At 55.0% G+C, this 17,838-nt stretch carries 18 protein-coding genes; 12 read left to right on the forward strand and 6 right to left on the reverse strand.

The window, feature by feature from the left end; all coding sequences use genetic code 11:
- Nucleotides 1–32: 32 nt before the first annotated feature.
- The 9 genes from fabZ (at nucleotide 33) to tilS (ending at nucleotide 11,550) form a co-directional block, all read left to right on the forward strand.
- Entirely contained in the window at nucleotides 33–488 is a 456-nt protein-coding gene (gene fabZ, locus ACMGGM_RS17440) for a 3-hydroxyacyl-ACP dehydratase FabZ (protein ID WP_010426706.1), read from the forward strand.
- A 3-nt stretch (nucleotides 489–491) separates the two neighbouring features.
- On the forward strand, nucleotides 492–1,280 hold the full coding sequence (lpxA, locus tag ACMGGM_RS17445) for an acyl-ACP--UDP-N-acetylglucosamine O-acyltransferase (RefSeq protein ID WP_014882637.1): 789 nt from the start codon (nucleotides 492–494) through the stop codon (nucleotides 1,278–1,280).
- Nucleotides 1,280–2,428 carry a lipid-A-disaccharide synthase gene (lpxB, locus tag ACMGGM_RS17450; protein WP_023332133.1) on the forward strand — a complete coding sequence of 383 codons (1,149 nt, stop codon included), beginning with the start codon at nucleotides 1,280–1,282 and terminating at the stop codon, nucleotides 2,426–2,428. The genes lpxA and lpxB overlap by 1 nt, the downstream gene beginning before the upstream one ends.
- The gene (gene rnhB / locus ACMGGM_RS17455) at nucleotides 2,425–3,021 is read left to right on the forward strand and encodes a ribonuclease HII (RefSeq protein WP_014882639.1); all 597 of its coding nucleotides are present in this window, start codon (nucleotides 2,425–2,427) and stop codon (nucleotides 3,019–3,021) included. Before lpxB ends, rnhB begins: the two co-directional genes overlap by 4 nt.
- A 38-nt stretch (nucleotides 3,022–3,059) precedes the next feature.
- A complete protein-coding gene (dnaE, locus tag ACMGGM_RS17460) occupies nucleotides 3,060–6,542 on the forward strand; it encodes a DNA polymerase III subunit alpha (RefSeq protein ID WP_023336775.1) in 3,483 nt (1,160 codons plus the stop codon).
- Between the two features lie 12 nt (nucleotides 6,543–6,554).
- Complete coding sequence (gene accA, locus ACMGGM_RS17465; RefSeq protein ID WP_013095666.1) at nucleotides 6,555–7,514, forward strand: acetyl-CoA carboxylase carboxyl transferase subunit alpha; 960 nt, start codon at nucleotides 6,555–6,557, stop codon at nucleotides 7,512–7,514.
- Between the two features lie 100 nt (nucleotides 7,515–7,614).
- On the forward strand, nucleotides 7,615–9,747 hold the full coding sequence (locus ACMGGM_RS17470) for a lysine decarboxylase LdcC (RefSeq protein ID WP_045134607.1): 2,133 nt from the start codon (nucleotides 7,615–7,617) through the stop codon (nucleotides 9,745–9,747).
- Between the two features lie 65 nt (nucleotides 9,748–9,812).
- The gene (locus ACMGGM_RS17475; RefSeq protein ID WP_014882642.1) at nucleotides 9,813–10,202 is read left to right on the forward strand and encodes a VOC family protein; all 390 of its coding nucleotides are present in this window, start codon (nucleotides 9,813–9,815) and stop codon (nucleotides 10,200–10,202) included.
- A gap of 58 nt (nucleotides 10,203–10,260) precedes the next feature.
- Nucleotides 10,261–11,550 (forward strand): tRNA lysidine(34) synthetase TilS, encoded by a 1,290-nt coding sequence (gene tilS / locus ACMGGM_RS17480; RefSeq protein WP_250365965.1) that lies wholly within the window; start codon nucleotides 10,261–10,263, stop codon nucleotides 11,548–11,550.
- A 28-nt stretch (nucleotides 11,551–11,578) separates the two neighbouring features.
- Here the strand turns inward: tilS and rof are convergent, their stop codons facing one another.
- Complete coding sequence (gene rof, locus ACMGGM_RS17485; RefSeq protein WP_014882644.1) at nucleotides 11,579–11,839, reverse strand: Rho-binding antiterminator; 261 nt, start codon at nucleotides 11,837–11,839, stop codon at nucleotides 11,579–11,581.
- The gene (locus tag ACMGGM_RS17490) at nucleotides 11,826–12,026 is read right to left on the reverse strand and encodes a YaeP family protein (RefSeq protein ID WP_008501889.1); all 201 of its coding nucleotides are present in this window, start codon (nucleotides 12,024–12,026) and stop codon (nucleotides 11,826–11,828) included. The genes rof and ACMGGM_RS17490 overlap by 14 nt, the downstream gene beginning before the upstream one ends.
- Nucleotides 12,027–12,221: 195 nt before the next feature.
- On the opposite strand from ACMGGM_RS17490, the gene ACMGGM_RS17495 reads away from it, so the two are divergent.
- From ACMGGM_RS17495 to nlpE, 3 genes are read left to right on the forward strand one after another with little or no spacing between them, the layout of a single operon-like run.
- Nucleotides 12,222–12,767 (forward strand): YaeQ family protein, encoded by a 546-nt coding sequence (locus tag ACMGGM_RS17495; RefSeq protein WP_045134609.1) that lies wholly within the window; start codon nucleotides 12,222–12,224, stop codon nucleotides 12,765–12,767.
- Nucleotides 12,764–13,186, forward strand: coding sequence for an alternative ribosome rescue aminoacyl-tRNA hydrolase ArfB (gene arfB / locus ACMGGM_RS17500; protein ID WP_014882646.1), 423 nt, complete (start codon nucleotides 12,764–12,766; stop codon nucleotides 13,184–13,186). Before ACMGGM_RS17495 ends, arfB begins: the two co-directional genes overlap by 4 nt.
- 34 nt (nucleotides 13,187–13,220) lie before the next feature.
- Entirely contained in the window at nucleotides 13,221–13,919 is a 699-nt protein-coding gene (gene nlpE / locus ACMGGM_RS17505; protein WP_023339028.1) for an envelope stress response activation lipoprotein NlpE, read from the forward strand.
- 47 nt (nucleotides 13,920–13,966) lie between these two features.
- Here the strand turns inward: nlpE and proS are convergent, their stop codons facing one another.
- From proS to metQ, 4 genes are all read right to left on the reverse strand, one after another.
- Nucleotides 13,967–15,685 (reverse strand): proline--tRNA ligase, encoded by a 1,719-nt coding sequence (gene proS, locus ACMGGM_RS17510; RefSeq protein WP_023332143.1) that lies wholly within the window; start codon nucleotides 15,683–15,685, stop codon nucleotides 13,967–13,969.
- 112 nt (nucleotides 15,686–15,797) lie between these two features.
- Nucleotides 15,798–16,505 carry a tRNA (N6-threonylcarbamoyladenosine(37)-N6)-methyltransferase TrmO gene (tsaA, locus tag ACMGGM_RS17515; protein ID WP_014882649.1) on the reverse strand — a complete coding sequence of 236 codons (708 nt, stop codon included), beginning with the start codon at nucleotides 16,503–16,505 and terminating at the stop codon, nucleotides 15,798–15,800.
- Entirely contained in the window at nucleotides 16,502–16,906 is a 405-nt protein-coding gene (gene rcsF / locus ACMGGM_RS17520) for an Rcs stress response system protein RcsF (RefSeq protein ID WP_008501883.1), read from the reverse strand. The genes tsaA and rcsF overlap by 4 nt, the downstream gene beginning before the upstream one ends.
- Nucleotides 16,907–17,012: 106 nt before the next feature.
- Nucleotides 17,013–17,828 carry a methionine ABC transporter substrate-binding lipoprotein MetQ gene (gene metQ / locus ACMGGM_RS17525; RefSeq protein WP_014168729.1) on the reverse strand — a complete coding sequence of 272 codons (816 nt, stop codon included), beginning with the start codon at nucleotides 17,826–17,828 and terminating at the stop codon, nucleotides 17,013–17,015.
- Nucleotides 17,829–17,838 lie beyond the last annotated feature (10 nt).

A 17,838-nucleotide genomic window follows, 5' to 3' on the forward strand; every position in this document is an offset into this window, starting at 1 on the left:
TGTTATCAGTACATTTTGACAGGAAGAGTATTTTGACTACTGACACTCATACTCTGCATATTGAAGAGATTTTAGAACTTCTGCCGCACCGCTACCCGTTTTTGCTGGTAGACCGTGTGCTGGATTTTGAAGAAGGTCGTTTTCTGCGCGCAGTGAAAAATGTTTCCGTGAACGAACCGTTCTTCCAGGGACACTTCCCGGGTAAGCCTATCTTCCCGGGTGTGTTGATTCTGGAAGCGATGGCTCAGGCTACCGGTATTCTGGCGTTTAAAAGCGTCGGTAAACTGGAGCCAGGTGAACTCTATTACTTCGCAGGTATTGATGAAGCGCGCTTTAAGCGTCCTGTCGTGCCTGGTGATCAGATGATCATGGAAGTCACTTTTGAAAAAACGCGTCGTGGCCTGACTCGCTTCAAAGGCGTAGCGCTGGTTGACGGCAAAGTTGTTTGCGAAGCGACGATGATGTGTGCTCGTAGCCGGGAGTCCTGATACGTGATTGATAAATCCGCCTTTATTCATCCTACTGCTATTGTGGAAACCGGCGCCATCATTGGTGCCAACGTTCACATTGGCCCGTTCTGTATTGTTGGACCCAATGTCGAAATTGGTGAGGGTACAGTACTGAAATCTCACGTTGTCGTGAATGGTCATACGACCATTGGCAGCAATAACGAGATCTATCAGTTCGCTTCCATCGGCGAAGTTAACCAGGATCTGAAATATGCTGGTGAGTCGACCCGTCTGGAAATTGGCGATCGTAACCGTATTCGCGAAAGCGTCACCATTCATCGTGGAACAGTACAGGGTGGTGGGTTGACGAAGGTGGGTAGCGATAACCTGTTTATGGTGAATGCGCATATTGCGCATGACTGTACCGTGGGCGATCGCTGTATTCTTGCCAACAACGCAACGCTGGCAGGACACGTATCTGTTGATGACTTCGCAATTATTGGCGGCATGACCGCAGTCCATCAGTTCTGCATCATTGGTGCACACGTGATGGTCGGTGGCTGCTCCGGTGTGGCGCAGGACGTCCCACCGTATGTGATTGCGCAGGGCAACCATGCCACGCCGTTTGGCGTGAACATCGAAGGCCTCAAGCGTCGTGGTTTTAGTCGCGAAGCGATTACTGCCATCCGTAACGCGTACAAACTGCTGTACCGTAGCGGTAAAACGCTGGAAGAGGCGAAGCCGGACATTGCCGAACTGGCGGATAAGTTCCCGGAAGTGAACGCGTTCATGGAGTTCTTTGACCGTTCAACAAGGGGTCTGATTCGTTAATGGTCGACAGTCGTCCGCTTACGATAGCCCTGGTCGCCGGAGAAACCTCCGGCGATATTCTTGGTGCCGGTCTCATCCGCGCGCTCAAAGCTCGCGTACCTAACGCCCGCTTTGTTGGCGTGGCTGGCCCGCTGATGCAGGCCGAAGGCTGTGAAGCCTGGTATGAAATGGAAGAGCTGGCCGTGATGGGCATTGTTGAGGTGCTGGGGCGTTTGCGACGCTTGCTGCATATTCGTGCCGATCTTACCCGCCGCTTTACCGAGCTCAAACCCGATGTGTTTGTCGGTATCGATGCACCCGACTTCAACATTACCCTCGAAGGTAATCTGAAAAAGCAGGGCATCAAAACCATTCATTACGTCAGTCCGTCCGTTTGGGCGTGGCGACAGAAACGCGTTTTCAAAATTGGACGGTCCACCAACCTGGTGCTGGCTTTTCTGCCTTTCGAAAAAGCGTTTTACGACAAATTTAATGTTCCGTGCCGTTTTATCGGTCATACCATGGCGGATGCGATGCCGCTGGATCCGGATAAAAACGCGGCGCGCGACGTGCTCGGTATCCCTCATGATGTGCACTGTCTGGCATTGCTGCCAGGAAGCCGTGGCGCAGAAGTGGAGATGCTGAGCGCTGATTTCCTGAAAACCGCGCAGATTCTTCGCAAGACGTATCCCGATCTTGAAGTGGTCGTGCCGCTGGTGAATGCCAAACGCCGCGAGCAGTTCGAACGCATTAAAGCGGAAGTCGCCCCGGATCTTCACGTCCGCCTGCTGGACGGGAAAGGTCGGGAAGCGATGTTTGCGAGCGATGCCGCACTGCTGGCCTCTGGCACGGCTGCGCTGGAATGTATGCTGGCGAAATGCCCGATGGTGGTCGGTTATCGTATGAAGCCGTTTACCTTCTGGCTGGCAAAACGTCTGGTGAAAACGGATTATGTCTCCCTGCCAAACCTGCTTGCCGGGCGCGAGCTGGTAAAAGAGCTCTTACAGGATGAGTGCCAGCCTCAGGCGCTGGCGGAGGCCCTGTTGCCGCTGCTCGCCAACGGCAAGACCAGCCACCAGATGCATGATACCTTCCGTGAACTGCATCAACTGATCCGCTGCAATGCAGATGAGCAAGCGGCCGATGCAGTGCTGGAGTTAGCGAAATGATGGAATTTGTATACCCTCACACGCATCTTGTGGCAGGGGTGGACGAAGTCGGTCGTGGCCCGTTAGTGGGGGCTGTTGTGACCGCCGCGGTGATCCTCGATCCCGCCCGCCCGATCGTCGGGCTAAACGACTCAAAAAAATTATCCGAAAAACGTCGACTGGCCCTGTTCAGTGAGATTCAGGAGAAGGCTCTGGCCTGGAGCCTGGGGCGCGCTGAGCCGCATGAAATCGACGAGTTGAATATTTTGCATGCTACAATGCTGGCCATGCAGCGCGCGGTAGCGGGCCTGAAAATTGCTCCGGAATATGTCCTGATTGACGGCAACCGCTGTCCGGCACTGCCGATGCCTTCGATGGCGGTCGTCAAAGGCGATAGCCGTGTCGCCGAGATCAGCGCAGCATCTATTATTGCCAAGGTGACACGCGACGCTGAAATGGCCGCGCTGGACCTCACTTACCCTCAGTATGGCTTCGCCCAGCACAAGGGGTATCCTACGGCTTTCCATCTGGAAAAGCTGGCTGAACATGGCGCAACTGAACATCACCGGCGCAGCTTTGGCCCGGTGAAACGCGCGCTGGGACGGGTGTCCTGAATCAATACGCAAGCAATTAAGTAACGCGGAATCTGAAGATGGCTGAACCACGTTTCGTACACCTGCGGGTGCATAGCGACTACTCCATGATCGATGGGCTGGCGAAGACCGGGCCGCTGGTAAAAAAGGCGGCCGCGCTTGGCATGCCTGCGCTGGCGATCACCGATTTTACCAACCTGTGTGGCCTGGTGAAGTTCTACGGAACGGCACATGGCGCGGGGATGAAGCCTGTAGTCGGTGCGGATTTTCATGTGCAGAGCGATCTCATCGGCGATGAACTGACGCAAATTTCCGTGCTGGCTATGAACAACACGGGCTACCAGAACCTCACTCTGCTTATTTCGAAAGCCTATCAGCGCGGCTATGGCGCGCTGGGCCCGTGGATCGACCGGGACTGGCTGGCAGAACTGAACGAAGGGCTGCTGCTGATCTCCGGTGGCCGCATGGGCGACGTCGGCAAATGCCTGCTGCGTGGCAACAGCGCGCTGGTGGATCAGTGCGTCTCGTTTTATGAAGAATATTTCCCGGATCGTTACTATCTGGAATTGATCCGCACCGGCCGCCAGGACGAAGAGAGCTATCTGCACGCCGCTGTTGCGCTGGCTGAAGAGCGCGGTTTGCCCGTGGTGGCGACGAATGATGTGCGTTTCCTGGAATCCGGCGATTTTGACGCCCACGAAATTCGTGTGGCGATCCATGATGGCTTCACCCTTGACGATCCAAAGCGCCCGCGTAATTACTCATCGCAGCAGTATATGCGCAGCGAAGAGGAGATGTGCGAGCTCTTTTCCGATATCCCTGAAGCGCTGGAAAACAGCGTAGAGATTGCCAAGCGCTGTAACGTCACCGTGCGCCTCGGCGAATACTTCCTGCCGCAATTCCCGACGGGTGACATGACGACGGAAGATTTCCTGGTCATGAAATCGAAGGAGGGTCTGGAAGAGCGTCTCGAATTCCTCTTCCCGGATGAAGAAGAACGTAAAAAACGTCGTCCGGAGTATGACGAGCGTCTGGATATAGAGCTTCAGGTTATCAACCAGATGGGCTTCCCCGGCTACTTCCTGATCGTTATGGAGTTCATTCAGTGGTCGAAGGATAACGGGGTGCCGGTAGGTCCGGGCCGTGGCTCCGGTGCGGGCTCGCTGGTGGCGTATGCATTAAAAATTACCGACCTCGATCCGCTGGAATTCGACCTGCTGTTCGAACGTTTCCTCAACCCGGAACGTGTTTCCATGCCCGACTTCGACGTCGACTTCTGCATGGAGAAACGCGATCAGGTGATCGAGCACGTAGCGGACATGTATGGCCGTGATGCGGTATCGCAGATCATTACCTTCGGTACCATGGCGGCGAAAGCGGTTATCCGCGACGTGGGGCGTGTACTCGGCCACCCGTACGGTTTCGTCGATCGTATTTCTAAGCTGGTGCCGCCCGATCCGGGCATGACGCTGGCAAAAGCGTTTGAAGCCGAACCTCAGCTGCCGGAAATCTACGAAGCTGACGAAGAAGTCAAAGCCCTGATCGACATGGCGCGCAAGCTGGAAGGCGTCACGCGTAACGCCGGTAAGCATGCAGGTGGCGTGGTTATTGCTCCGACCAAAATTACCGACTTCGCGCCGCTCTACTGCGATGAAGCGGGTGAGCATCCAGTCACTCAGTTTGATAAGAACGACGTGGAATACGCCGGGCTGGTGAAGTTTGACTTCCTCGGCCTGCGTACGCTGACGATCATCGACTGGGCACTGAAGATGATCAACCCGCGCCGGGAAAAGCAGGGCCTTGAACCGATAGACATTGCTGCCATCCCGCTGGATGACAAGAAAAGTTTCGACATGCTGCAGCGCTCGGAGACCACCGCGGTCTTCCAGCTTGAATCCCGCGGCATGAAAGACCTGATCAAGCGCCTGCAGCCTGACTGCTTCGAAGATATGATCGCACTGGTGGCGCTGTTCCGCCCGGGGCCGCTGCAGTCGGGGATGGTAGATAACTTTATCGACCGTAAGCACGGTCGCGAAGAGATTTCCTACCCGGACGTGCAGTGGCAGCATGAAAGCCTGAAACCGGTACTGGAGCCGACCTACGGCATCATCCTGTACCAGGAACAGGTCATGCAGATTGCTCAGGTGCTTTCTGGTTATACCCTCGGCGGCGCGGACATGCTGCGTCGTGCTATGGGGAAGAAAAAACCGGAAGAGATGGCCAAGCAGCGCTCCATCTTTGAAGACGGCGCGAAGAAAAACGGCGTTGACGGCGAGCTGGCGATGAAAATCTTCGACCTGGTGGAGAAATTCGCCGGGTACGGATTTAACAAATCCCACTCTGCCGCCTATGCGCTAGTCTCATACCAGACGCTGTGGCTGAAAGCGCACTATCCTGCTGAATTTATGGCGGCGGTAATGACTGCCGATATGGATAACACCGAGAAGGTCGTTGGCCTGGTGGATGAGTGCTGGCGCATGGGGCTCAAGATCCTGCCGCCGGATATTAACTCGGGGCTTTACCATTTCCATGTCAACGACGACGGGGAGATCGTTTACGGGATCGGTGCGATCAAGGGCGTGGGTGAAGGGCCGATCGAGGCGATCATCGAAGCGCGTAACAACGGCGGCTATTTCCGCGAGCTGTTCGATCTGTGCGCCCGTACCGATACCAAAAAACTGAACCGCCGCGTACTGGAAAAGCTGATCATGTCCGGCGCGTTCGACAGGCTGGGGCCGCACCGCGCTGCGTTGATGAACTCCCTCGGCGATGCCCTGAAAGCGGCGGACCAGCACGCGAAAGCGGAAGCCATTGGGCAGGCAGATATGTTCGGTGTGCTGGCGGAGGAGCCGGAGCAGATTGAGCAGTCGTATTCTAACTGCCAGCCATGGCCAGAACAGGTCGTGCTGGATGGCGAGCGTGAAACGTTAGGCTTGTACCTGACGGGTCACCCGATCAACCAGTACATCAAAGAAATTGAGCGCTATGTCGGCGGCCACAGGCTAAAAGACATGCATCCGACAGAACGTGGTAAAATTACCACGGCTGCGGGGCTCGTGATTGCTGCAAGGGTTATGGTCACCAAGCGCGGCAATCGTATCGGCATCTGTACGTTGGATGACCGTTCCGGGCGTCTGGAGGTGATGTTGTTCACCGACGCGCTGGATAAATACCAGCAATTGCTGGAAAAAGACCGCATACTTATCGTCAGCGGACAGGTCAGCTTTGATGACTTCAGCGGGGGGCTTAAAATGACCGCCCGCGAAGTGATGGACATTGACGAAGCCCGGGAAAAATATGCTCGCGGGCTTGCTATCTCGCTGACGGACAGGCAAATTGATGACCAGCTTTTAAACCGACTCCGTCAGTCTCTGGAACCCCACCGCTCGGGGACAATTCCAGTACATCTCTACTATCAGAGGGCGGATGCACGTGCGCGGTTGCGCTTTGGTGCAACGTGGCGTGTCTCTCCGAGCGATCGTTTACTGAACGATCTCCGTGGCCTCATTGGTTCGGAGCAGGTGGAACTGGAGTTTGACTAATACAGGAATACTATGAGTCTGAATTTCCTTGATTTCGAACAGCCGATTGCTGAGCTGGAAGCGAAAATCGATTCTCTGACAGCGGTAAGCCGTCAGGATGAAAAACTGGATATTAACATCGACGAAGAAGTGCATCGTCTGCGTGAAAAAAGCGTAGAGCTGACGCGCAAAATCTTTGCCGATCTCGGCGCATGGCAGATCGCCCAGCTGGCGCGTCATCCACAGCGTCCGTACACCCTGGATTATGTCCGCCTGGCGTTTGACGAATTTGACGAACTGGCAGGCGATCGCGCATACGCTGACGACAAAGCTATCGTCGGCGGTATCGCGCGTCTGGACGGACGCCCGGTGATGATCATTGGTCATCAGAAAGGGCGTGAAACCAAAGAGAAAATCCGTCGTAACTTCGGTATGCCTGCACCTGAAGGCTACCGCAAGGCCCTGCGTCTGATGGAGATGGCTGAGCGTTTCAACATGCCAATCATCACCTTCATCGACACCCCGGGTGCATACCCTGGCGTGGGCGCGGAAGAGCGCGGTCAGTCTGAAGCCATCGCCCGTAACCTGCGCGAGATGTCCCGCCTGAAGGTGCCGGTCATCTGTACCGTCATCGGTGAAGGTGGTTCAGGTGGTGCGCTGGCCATTGGCGTGGGCGATAAAGTGAATATGCTGCAGTACAGCACCTATTCCGTTATCTCTCCGGAAGGCTGTGCGTCCATTCTGTGGAAAAGCGCTGATAAAGCGCCGCTGGCCGCAGAAGCGATGGGCATCATTGCCCCACGTCTGAAAGAGCTGAAGCTGATCGATACCGTGATCCCGGAACCGCTGGGTGGCGCGCATCGTAAGCCGGAAGTGATGGCTGCTTCCCTGAAAGCCCAGCTGCTGGCTGACCTGGCCGATCTGGACGTCCTGAGCAAAGAAGACCTGCTCAACCGTCGTTATCAGCGTCTGATGACTTACGGCTACGCGTAAGCTTCACAATTATCTGAAAAGCCGCACAATGTTGCGGCTTTTTTTATACCCGCCGTTTACCTTAACTATGCTTAGCTAATGTTTTTCAAGGAGGTAGACCGTGAACATCATTGCCATTATGGGGCCGCACGGCGTCTTTTATAAAGACGAGCCCATCAAGGAGCTGGAGCAAGCCCTTCAGTCGCGCGGGTATCAGCTCATCTGGCCGCACAACAGCGCCGACCTGCTGAAGTTTATTGAGCATAACCCGCGAATCTGTGGCGTGATCTTCGACTGGGACGAATACGATCTGGAGCTGTGCAGCGAGATCAACAAGCTGAACGAATATCTCCCGCTGTATGCGTTTATCAATACCCACTCGACCATGGACGTCAGCGCGCATGATATGCGGATGGCGCTGTGGTTCTTTGAATATTCTCTCGGCGTGGCGGAAGATATCGCGACCCGCATTCAGCAGTACACGGGTGAATACCTCGATAACATTACGCCGCCCTTTACCCGCGCGCTTTTTACCTATGTGAAAGAGGGGAAATACACCTTCTGCACGCCAGGGCATATGGCCGGAACAGCCTATCAAAAAAGCCCGGTAGGCTGTCTGTTCTATGATTTTTTCGGGGGCAACACGCTGAAAGCGGACGTGTCAATTTCGGTCACGGAACTGGGCTCTCTGCTGGATCATACCGGCCCGCATCTGGAGGCCGAGGAGTATATTGCCCGCACCTTTGGCGCTGAGCAGAGCTATATGGTGACCAACGGCACCTCGACCTCGAACAAAATCGTCGGGATGTACGCTGCGCCTGCGGGCAGCACGCTGCTGATTGACCGCAACTGCCATAAATCGCTGGCGCACCTGCTGATGATGAGCGACGTGGTGCCGCTCTGGTTATCCCCTACGCGTAACGCGCTGGGGATTCTCGGCGGCATTCCACGCCGGGAGTTCACGCATCAAACCATTGAAAAGAAAGTTGCGGCGATCCCTGGCGCAAGCTGGCCTGTTCATGCGGTGATCACCAATTCCACCTATGACGGCCTGTTATACAACACCAACTGGATCAAGCAGACGCTGGACGTGCCGTCGATCCACTTCGATTCTGCGTGGGTGCCTTATACCAATTTTCACCCGATTTATTCGGGTAAGAGCGGGATGAGCGGCGAGCGCGTGCCGGGCAAAGTGTTCTTCGAAACGCAATCGACCCACAAAATGCTGGCCGCCTTTTCCCAGGCGTCTCTTATTCACATCAAAGGCGAGTACGACGAGGATACCTTCAACGAAGCCTTTATGATGCATACCACCACCTCACCGAGCTATCCGCTGGTGGCATCTATCGAAACCGCGGCGGCGATGCTGCGCGGCAACCCGGGTAAACGCCTGATAAACCGCTCGGTGGAGCGGGCGCTGCATTTCCGTAAAGAGGTCCAGCGGCTGAAAGATGAGGCAGACGGCTGGTTCTTTGATATCTGGCAGCCGGAAGAGATCGACGAGGCCGAGTGCTGGCCCGTTGCGCCTGGGGAGAGCTGGCACGGCTTCCGCGATGCCGATGCGGACCACATGTTCCTCGATCCGGTTAAGGTGACGATCCTGACGCCAGGCATGGACGAGCAGGGTGTAATGGGTGATGAAGGTATTCCCGCCGCGCTGGTGGCGAAGTTCCTTGATGAGCGCGGCGTGGTAGTGGAGAAGACCGGCCCCTATAATTTGTTGTTCCTGTTCAGTATCGGGATCGATAAAACCCGGGCAATGGGTCTGCTGCGCGGGCTGATGGAGTTTAAGCGTGCCTACGATCTCAACCTGCGGGTGAAGAACATGCTGCCGGATCTCTACGCGGAAGATCCTGACTTCTACCGCAATATGCGCATTCAGGATCTGGCCCAGGGGATCCACAGATTGATCCGCCAGCACGATCTGCCGCGCCTCATGCTTCAGGCGTTTGACGTCCTGCCTGACATGAAGCTGACGCCTCACAAGGCCTGGCAGCGGCAGGTAAAAAGTGAGGTAGAAACCGTTGAGCTGGAAAATCTGGTCGGGCGCGTGTCGGCCAATATGATTCTGCCTTACCCACCGGGTGTACCGCTGCTGATGCCGGGGGAAATGATCACCGAGGAGAGCCGGGCAGTGCTCGATTTTCTGCTGATGCTCTGTTCGGTGGGGCGTCACTATCCGGGTTTCGAGACGGATATTCACGGTGCGAAGCGCGATGAGCACGGCGTTTACTGGGTGCGAGTCCTAAAATAAGGGTGACCGCTTGCCAGGTGCGGGTTCTCGGTTGTAACGTTCAGACATCATAAAAAGGAGAAGCTATGCTGGGTTTAAAAGCGGTTCACCATATTGCGATCATTGCTACCGATTACGCGAAAAGTAAGGCCTTCTATTGTGACATTCTTGGCTTTACGCTGTTGAGCGAGGCCTACCGCGAGGAGCGTGACTCCTGGAAGGGGGATCTCGCTTTAAACGGGCAATATGTGATTGAGCTGTTCTCTTTTCCCTTCCCGCCTGCGCGCCCGTCGCGCCCGGAAGCCTGTGGACTGCGCCATCTTGCCTTCAGCGTTGATGACCTGGATAACGCAGTAAAACATCTGGAAGCGCACGGCGTGACGTGTGAACCGATCCGTGTCGATCCCTTCACCGACAAGCGTTTTACCTTTTTTAACGACCCGGATGGTTTGCCGCTGGAGCTTTACCAGCAGTAATGTTTGTCCTGTGTGATAATGCCCGCTCAGTTCGGGCATTTTTTATGTGTAATTTCCTATGACCTTACCCGCTATCGCACAAGCTGTTTCACCGTACCGCCAGCTGCTGGTGGGGTTTAGCGGTGGCCTGGATTCCACCGTTCTGCTCCATCGCCTGAAACGCTGGCGCGACCGGGAGCCTGACATCCAGCTTCGGGCTATGCACATCCATCATGGATTAAGTCCTCACGCTGAGGAGTGGGTGGCGCACTGTGAAGCCTTGTGTGCGGCCTGGGCGATCCCGTTCATCGTTGAGCGCGTCACGCTCATTGATGAGGGGAAGGGCATCGAGGCACAGGCGCGGAAAGCCCGCTATGCCGCTTTTTCCGCGGCATTACTTCCTGGCGAAGCGCTGGTAACGGCTCAGCATCTGGACGATCAGTGCGAAACTTTTTTGCTGGCGCTTAAGCGGGGAAGCGGACCGGCGGGGCTGTCCGCCATGCCTGCACGATCTGAGTTTGCCGGGACGCAATTGCTGCGCCCGCTGCTGGGCGAGACGCGGGCGTCGCTGGAAGCCTGGGCGCGGGAATATCAGCTGAACTGGATAGAAGACGAGAGTAACCAGGACGACAGTTACGATCGTAATTTCCTGCGCCTGCGCATCCTACCGCTGTTGAGCGAGCGCTGGCCGCATTTCGCCGACGCGACAGCGAGAAGCGCCATGCTGTGTGCTGAACAGGAATTGTTGCTGGATGAACTGTTGAGTGCGGATCTGGCTGACCTGATTTCTGAAGACGGAGCACTGGCGATAGCGCCCCTGGAGGCGATGAGCCCGGTGCGTCGCGCCGCACTGTTACGCCGCTGGCTGGCTACTCATCATGCAGCGATGCCGTCGCGGGCGATGCTGAGCCGGATCTGGGACGAAGTCGCGCAGGCGCGGGAAGATGCTTCCCCCTGCGTGTATCTGAATGGTTTTGAGGTCAGGCGCTATAAAGGCAAACTCTGGTGGATCAAATCCACGCCTTCACTGACCGAGGTGGTACTCGACTGGGCGTCGCCAGAGGTACCGCTGATATTGCCCTGTGATGCAGGGAGCGTCTCTTTGAGCCCGTCCGGTCATGTGCGTCTGCCGAAGCCTGGTGAGCCGGTAACCGTACGCTTCAAGGCTGGTGGTTTGCTGCATATTGTCGGGCGCAACGGGGGACGGAAGCTTAAGAAGATATGGCAGGAGTGCAGCGTGCCGCCGTGGCGACGTGATACCACGCCACTGCTGTTTTACGGTGAAACGTTGATGGCTGCTGCCGGGGTTTTCATCACGGAAGAGGGATGGTCAGAAGAAGGGGGCAGTTTTGATTGGCAGAAAGTGTAACGGGCAGCCAGGCTGCCCGTAAGTGTCATCAGGATTCGCTCACCACGACGGTGCCGATTTGCGGGTGGCTGAAGCTGGCTATTTTATCCAGACGTAGCTCACGCGTTGCACTGCCGTCTTCAACAACCAGATATTCCACGTTCTTACGTGAAACCAGATCGCTGGCTTTTGCCTTCAATACTTCGCCATCTTTTAGCTCCAGCGTCAGTATTAAATGATGCTGGCAGGCGAGTTCGAGGTTGTCATAGTCATCACAATTGATGGGTTGATAAGTATCATTCATCGACATAATCGCTCACCAGTAAATTCGCCGCAGCGTACGCTGCTTTTTCCCTGACCGACTCTGAAAGGCTCTCATCAGAGGCCACTTCATTAAGCACTTTCAATACACAGCCCAACGCGTCCGGGACATACCCCAGATCTCCGCTGGCGATTTCCGCATACCGTTTGCGAATTAACTCACAATAATTATTCACATCCCCTCCCGCCAGCGCACTGACTTACTGTGAGATATCATTAAGCCTACGAAGATAAACTCGGTTTAGCAAGGTGACTATACCATACTCATTTAAGCAATATCAGCGCCTTGACAGGTGTGATTTATCACCGCGTGACAGCCTTTTGCCTCTGTTTTCGCTACAATGTGCCCCTGATTCGAATGGAGTTCTCTCATGGCGCTTAAAGCGACAATTTATAAAGCAGTGGTCAATGTGGCCGATCTTGATCGCAACCAGTTTCTGGATGCGTCGCTGACGCTGGCGCGCCACCCCTCCGAAACCCAGGAGCGTATGATGCTGCGCCTGCTGGCGTGGATTAAATACGCCAACGAGCGGCTGCAGTTTACCCGCGGCTTAAGTGCAGAGGACGAGCCAGAAGCCTGGCTGCGAAACGATCATCTGGGCATCGACCTGTGGATCGAGCTCGGTCTGCCGGACGAGCGTCGGATTAAAAAGGCCTGTACCCAGTCCGCTGAAGTGGCGTTATTCGCCTATAACCAGCGCGCGGCGGAGATCTGGTGGCAACAAAACAAGAATAAATGTGCGCAGTATAAAAATCTCACCGTCTGGTATCTGGATGATGAACAGCTGGCGCAGCTCAGTGAGTTTGCCGGCCGGACGATGGCCCTGCAGGCAACCATTCAGGACGGTGCCATCTGGCTCTCTGATTCTCAGAATAATCTGGAAATTCATTTGACGGCCTGGCAGCCTGCGTCATGATTGTTTTGTCCCGAAACGTCAGCATCCCTGATAATGAGCTGGAGATCACCGCCATCCGTGCTCAGGGGGCGGGTGGACAGCACGTCAATAAGGCGTCAACGGCGATCCATTTGCGTTTTGACATTCGGGCATCAAGCCTGCCAGAGTATTATAAAGAGAGTCTGCTTGCTGCCAGCCATCATCTGATCACCAGCGAAGGTGTGATTGTGATTAAAGCCCAGGAGTACCGCAGCCAGGAGTTAAACCGGGAAGCGGCGATAGCCAGGCTGGTGGCCGTTATTAAAGAATTAACAGCAGTACAAAAAAGCCGCCGGGCAACGCGGCCAACCCGCGCATCGAAAGAGCGTCGGTTGTCCTCGAAAGCCCAAAAATCCACAGTGAAAGCACTACGCGGTAAAGTTCGTCGCCCGATGGAGTGACGAAAGGGAACACACTTTTCATAAGGAATTCATTGTGAAAAAAGCATTATTTTCAGCGCTGGCAGTGAGTACGCTGTTTGCGCTTTTCGGGTGTAACAACCGTTCTGAAACGCAGGTTTTGCAGCCCTCGCAGAATGAAGCGTTAAAGCCTATGCAGCAGAGCTGGCGCGGCGTATTGCCTTGTGCAGACTGTGAAGGCATCGAAACGTCCCTGTTCCTGCAAAAAGACGGCACCTGGGTTATGAACCAGCGTTATCAGGGCGCTAAAGAACCCTCTTCGTTTGCGACCTACGGAACCTGGGCGCGTACAGCGGAAAAGCTGGTCCTGACGGATACCACGGGTGAGAAAACGTATTTCCGCGCCAAAGGTGAGGGGATGGAGATGCTCGACCGCGAGGGCAACCCGATTGAATCCCAGTTCAACTATACGCTTGCGCCGGTGAAAGCGGCTCTGCCTGCTACGCCGATGCCAATGCGGGGTATGTATTTCTATATGGCGGATGCGGCGATCTTTACCGACTGTGCAACGGGTAAGAAAGTCAGCGTGGCGAACAACGCGCAGCTTGAACGTGATTACGCCGTGGCGCGTGGCAATGACAGCAAGCCGGTATTGCTGACCGTAGATGGTCACTTTACGCTGGAGCCAAACCCGGATAGCGGAGAGAGCGTGAAAACGCTGGTGGTGGATAAAGAGGCGAAATTTATCGCAGGCAAAGACTGTAACAGTCAATAAGCTGACGATTATCCATTAAAAAACCCCGCCTGAGCGGGGTTTTTTGTTTAGCCTTTGATGGCTTTCACCAGGTAATCAAGAATATCGCCTGTCTTGATCATCTGTTTCTCGCCGCTACGACGGTATTTGTATTCGATCTCATCGCTGTCGAGGTTACGGTCACCGATGACCACCGTGTGTGGAATACCAATCAGTTCCATATCGGCGAACATCACGCCCGGACGCTCTTTACGGTCATCCATCAGCACTTCGATACCCTGAGCACGCAGCTCGGCGTACAGCTTCTCAGCCAGCTCCTGCACACGGTAGGATTTGTGCATGTTCATTGGCAGAATCGCAACCTGGAACGGAGCGATATTGTCCGGCCAGACGATACCACGCTCGTCGTAGTTCTGTTCAATGGCCGCCGCGACCACACGAGTGACCCCGATACCGTAGCAGCCCATGGTCAGGATCTGGTTACGGCCATCTTCACCCTGAACGGCGGCGTTCAGTGCGCGAGAGTATTTGTCACCCAGCTGGAAGATGTGACCGACTTCGATACCGCGCTTAATCATCAGGGTGCCCTGACCGTCCGGACTTGGATCGCCTGCGACCACGTTACGGATGTCTGCCACTTCAGGCGTCGCCACGTCGCGATCCCAGTTAATACCGAAGTAGTGTTTACCGTCGATGTTAGCACCGGCGGAGAAGTCGCTCATCGCAGCAACTGTGCGGTCAATAACAACCGGAACCGGCATATTAACCGGGCCGAGAGAGCCAGGACCTGCATTGACCACGGCACGGATTTCCGCTTCTGTTGCAAACGTCAGCGGGCTCGCGACCTGCGGCAGCTTCTCTGCTTTCACTTCGTTCAGCTCGTGATCGCCACGCACCAGCAGGGCAACCAGCGGGTAAGCGCTGCCTTCGGTAGATTTCACCAGCAGCGTTTTGACGGTTTTTTCAATCGGCAGACCAAACTGCTCAACCAGCTCAGCAATGGTTTTCGCGTTTGGCGTATCAACCAGCGTCATCTCCTGCGTTGCAGCGCCGCGTGGTTCTTTTGGTGCCAGCGCTTCTGCAAATTCGATGTTCGCGGCGTAATCTGAAGAGTCCGAGAAGATCACATCGTCTTCACCGCTCTGCGCCAGTACCTGGAATTCATGGGATGCGCTACCACCGATGGAGCCGGTATCAGCCTGCACAGCGCGGAAATCCAGACCCATGCGGGAGAAGATTTTGCTGTATGCCTCGTACATTTTGTCGTAGGTCTCTTGCAGCGATTCCTGAGAGGTATGGAAAGAATAAGCATCTTTCATCAGGAATTCGCGGGAGCGCATCACCCCGAAACGAGGACGAACTTCATCACGGAACTTGGTCTGAATCTGGAAGAAGTTCAGCGGCAGCTGTTTGTAAGAGCTCAGCTCGTTACGGATCAGGTCGGTAATGACCTCTTCATGCGTTGGGCCGAGAACGAATGGACGCTCGCCGCGATCGACGAAGCGCAGCAGCTCTGGGCCATATTGTTCCCAACGGCCGCTCTCCTGCCACAGGTCAGCGGGCTGCACCACAGGCATGGACACCTCGATAGCACCGGCGTTGTTCATCTCTTCACGCACGATGTTTTCGACTTTTTTCAGGACGCGCACGCCGGTCGGCAGCCAGGTATATAACCCGGAGGCCAGCTTGCGGATCATCCCGGCGCGCAGCATCAGCTGATGGCTGATCACTTCGGCGTCGGCAGGCGTCTCCTTCAGAGTGGAGAGCAGATATTGGCTAGTACGCATGTTGTTACGGTTCCATTTCGACGATTGGAACAGGCTGAAACACCAGCCTGACACAAAAAAAGTGGTTTAGTTTACCAGTGTGGCAAAGATGCCAAAAGAGAGGAGAACAAAATTACCTGGGTTCAAGGGCAAACACTTCAAAACCTGCCCCGGTGACGCGCCAGCGCACGTTAAAATCCAGCAGCCAGACGGCGTATGTTTTTCCTGCTTCCTCTTCTTTACGGTAGGCTGGACGGGGGTCCTGTGCCAGCACTTCGGTGATGAAATTCCGCAAACGAGGATAGCGCTTCTCCATCTGGCTAAGCTGCGAGGCGATCTCAGGGGTAAAAGAGACAGGCATATCCGCCTGCGGTGCATCCTGAGCATAACTTGCGCGCGCGTCCGGGAGCGCTTCCGCGAAGGGCAAATAGGGTTTGATGTCGATAACCGGCGTGCCGTCCACCAGGTCCAGACTGCCTAATTCCAGTATCACCCGATCTTTCTGACAACGTATGCCTTTCAGTTCAACCAACGACATCCCGATCGGGTTTGGACGGAAGGTCGAGCGAGTCGCAAATACGCCCATTCGCGCATTTCCACCCAGACGAGGAGGGCGCACGGTTGGTCGCCAGCCGCCTTCCATCGTCTGATGAAAGACAAATACCACCCATAAATGGCTAAATGCCTCAAGCCCGCGTACCGCATCGGCCTGGTTGTAAGGCGCCAGAAGATGAAGCTCGCCCCCGCCGCTGGTCACCAGACCCGGCTGGCGAGGCACGGCGAACTTCTCTTTATAGGGAGAGTGGATAACGCCTATCTGCTCAAACTGAAATGCACTCATTTCGCCGTAATGTTCAGCGCAGAACCGATGCAAACCGCCTGACGATAGCAGCCCGGCGTGCCGCTGGTGACTTCACAGCTGTGCAGCAGAACCGCGTTGGCTTTCATTTTGGCAGCGTTAATCTGCATGCGTTTACGCGCTGTCGGGATATTCGGCGGAGAGTCCTGATTGGTTGCCTGACAGGATTCACCGCTTACTTCACCCAGTTCACGGAACGGTTTACCGACGAGTTCGTCAGCTTTCGTGATAATGCGAACCGGCGCAGGGCGAACCACTTTCGGTTTCGCAGGCTCTGTTTTTGGCGGGGTTGCCGTGCTTTGAACAGGTTCAACAGGAGATCTGCTTAGCATAGAACAGCCGCTCAGCATGAGTGCTAAAAGACAGATCGGTAAAGCACGCATAATAATTCCTCAATGGATAATCAAAACGTCAGATATTGAATCAGTTGACTGCACAAATGACAAGACGGGCATAAGCCCGTCCTGATGATATTACACTGAGGTGAGATTACCAGCCTTTAACCGCGCCACCGTTAAACACTTTGTTGGCTTCCTGGTAAACTTCGTCAGACTGATAAGCCTGTACGAACTTCTTCACGTTTTCCGCGTCTTTGTTGTCTTCGCGAGTCACGATCAGGTTAACGTACGGGGAGTCTTTATCTTCAACGAAGATACCGTCTTTCGCTGGCGTCAGGCCAATCTGGCTGGCGTAAGTGGTGTTGATAACGGCCAGAGCAATCTGCGCATCGTCCAGAGAACGTGGCAGCTGTGGGGCTTCCAGCTCAACAATTTTCAGATTTTTCGGGTTCTCGGTGACATCCAGAACGGTTGGCAGCAGGCCAACACCGTCTTTCAGTTTGATCAGGCCCACTTTCTGCAGCAGCAGCAGGGAACGACCGAGGTTGGTTGGGTCGTTAGGCACCGCAACCTGAGAGCCCGGCTGCAGTTCGTCCAGTGATTTAATTTTCTTGGAGTAACCGGCAATCGGATAAACGAAGGTGTTACCGACACCTACCAGCTTATAGCCACGATCTTTGATCTGCTGATCCAGGTAAGGCTTATGCTGGAAGGCGTTAGCGTCGATATCGCCTTTGCTCAGCGCTTCGTTTGGCAGAACGTAATCGTTGAAGGTCACCAGCTCAACGTCCAGGCCGTATTTCTCTTTCGCCACTTTCTGGGCAACTTCAGCAACCTGCTGTTCTGCACCAACGATAACGCCCACTTTGATGTGGTTTGGATCTTTTTCGTCCTGACCGCAACCCACCAGTGCCAGAGAGCCAATAAGCGCGCCTACTGCTGCAAAGGTCTTTAATTTAAACGCCATGTTTTATCCT

It is taken from the genome of Enterobacter sp. BNK-14, from assembly GCF_047456095.1.
In the GTDB taxonomy this organism is placed as follows: domain Bacteria; phylum Pseudomonadota; class Gammaproteobacteria; order Enterobacterales; family Enterobacteriaceae; genus Enterobacter; species Enterobacter kobei.

Coding starts and splice junctions, on each gene's coding strand:
- proS (WP_023332143.1), bottom strand. CDS start 15,685: ATGCGTACTAGCCAATATCTGCTCTCCACTCTGAAGGAGACGCCTGCC.
- lpxB (WP_023332133.1), top strand. CDS start 1,280: ATGGTCGACAGTCGTCCGCTTACGATAGCCCTGGTCGCCGGAGAAACC.
- metQ (WP_014168729.1), bottom strand. CDS start 17,828: ATGGCGTTTAAATTAAAGACCTTTGCAGCAGTAGGCGCGCTTATTGGC.
- tilS (WP_250365965.1), top strand. CDS start 10,261: ATGACCTTACCCGCTATCGCACAAGCTGTTTCACCGTACCGCCAGCTG.
- ACMGGM_RS17475 (WP_014882642.1), top strand. CDS start 9,813: ATGCTGGGTTTAAAAGCGGTTCACCATATTGCGATCATTGCTACCGAT.
- rcsF (WP_008501883.1), bottom strand. CDS start 16,906: ATGCGTGCTTTACCGATCTGTCTTTTAGCACTCATGCTGAGCGGCTGT.
- rnhB (WP_014882639.1), top strand. CDS start 2,425: ATGATGGAATTTGTATACCCTCACACGCATCTTGTGGCAGGGGTGGAC.
- rof (WP_014882644.1), bottom strand. CDS start 11,839: ATGTCGATGAATGATACTTATCAACCCATCAATTGTGATGACTATGAC.
- tsaA (WP_014882649.1), bottom strand. CDS start 16,505: ATGAGTGCATTTCAGTTTGAGCAGATAGGCGTTATCCACTCTCCCTAT.
- arfB (WP_014882646.1), top strand. CDS start 12,764: ATGATTGTTTTGTCCCGAAACGTCAGCATCCCTGATAATGAGCTGGAG.
- ACMGGM_RS17495 (WP_045134609.1), top strand. CDS start 12,222: ATGGCGCTTAAAGCGACAATTTATAAAGCAGTGGTCAATGTGGCCGAT.
- accA (WP_013095666.1), top strand. CDS start 6,555: ATGAGTCTGAATTTCCTTGATTTCGAACAGCCGATTGCTGAGCTGGAA.
- dnaE (WP_023336775.1), top strand. CDS start 3,060: ATGGCTGAACCACGTTTCGTACACCTGCGGGTGCATAGCGACTACTCC.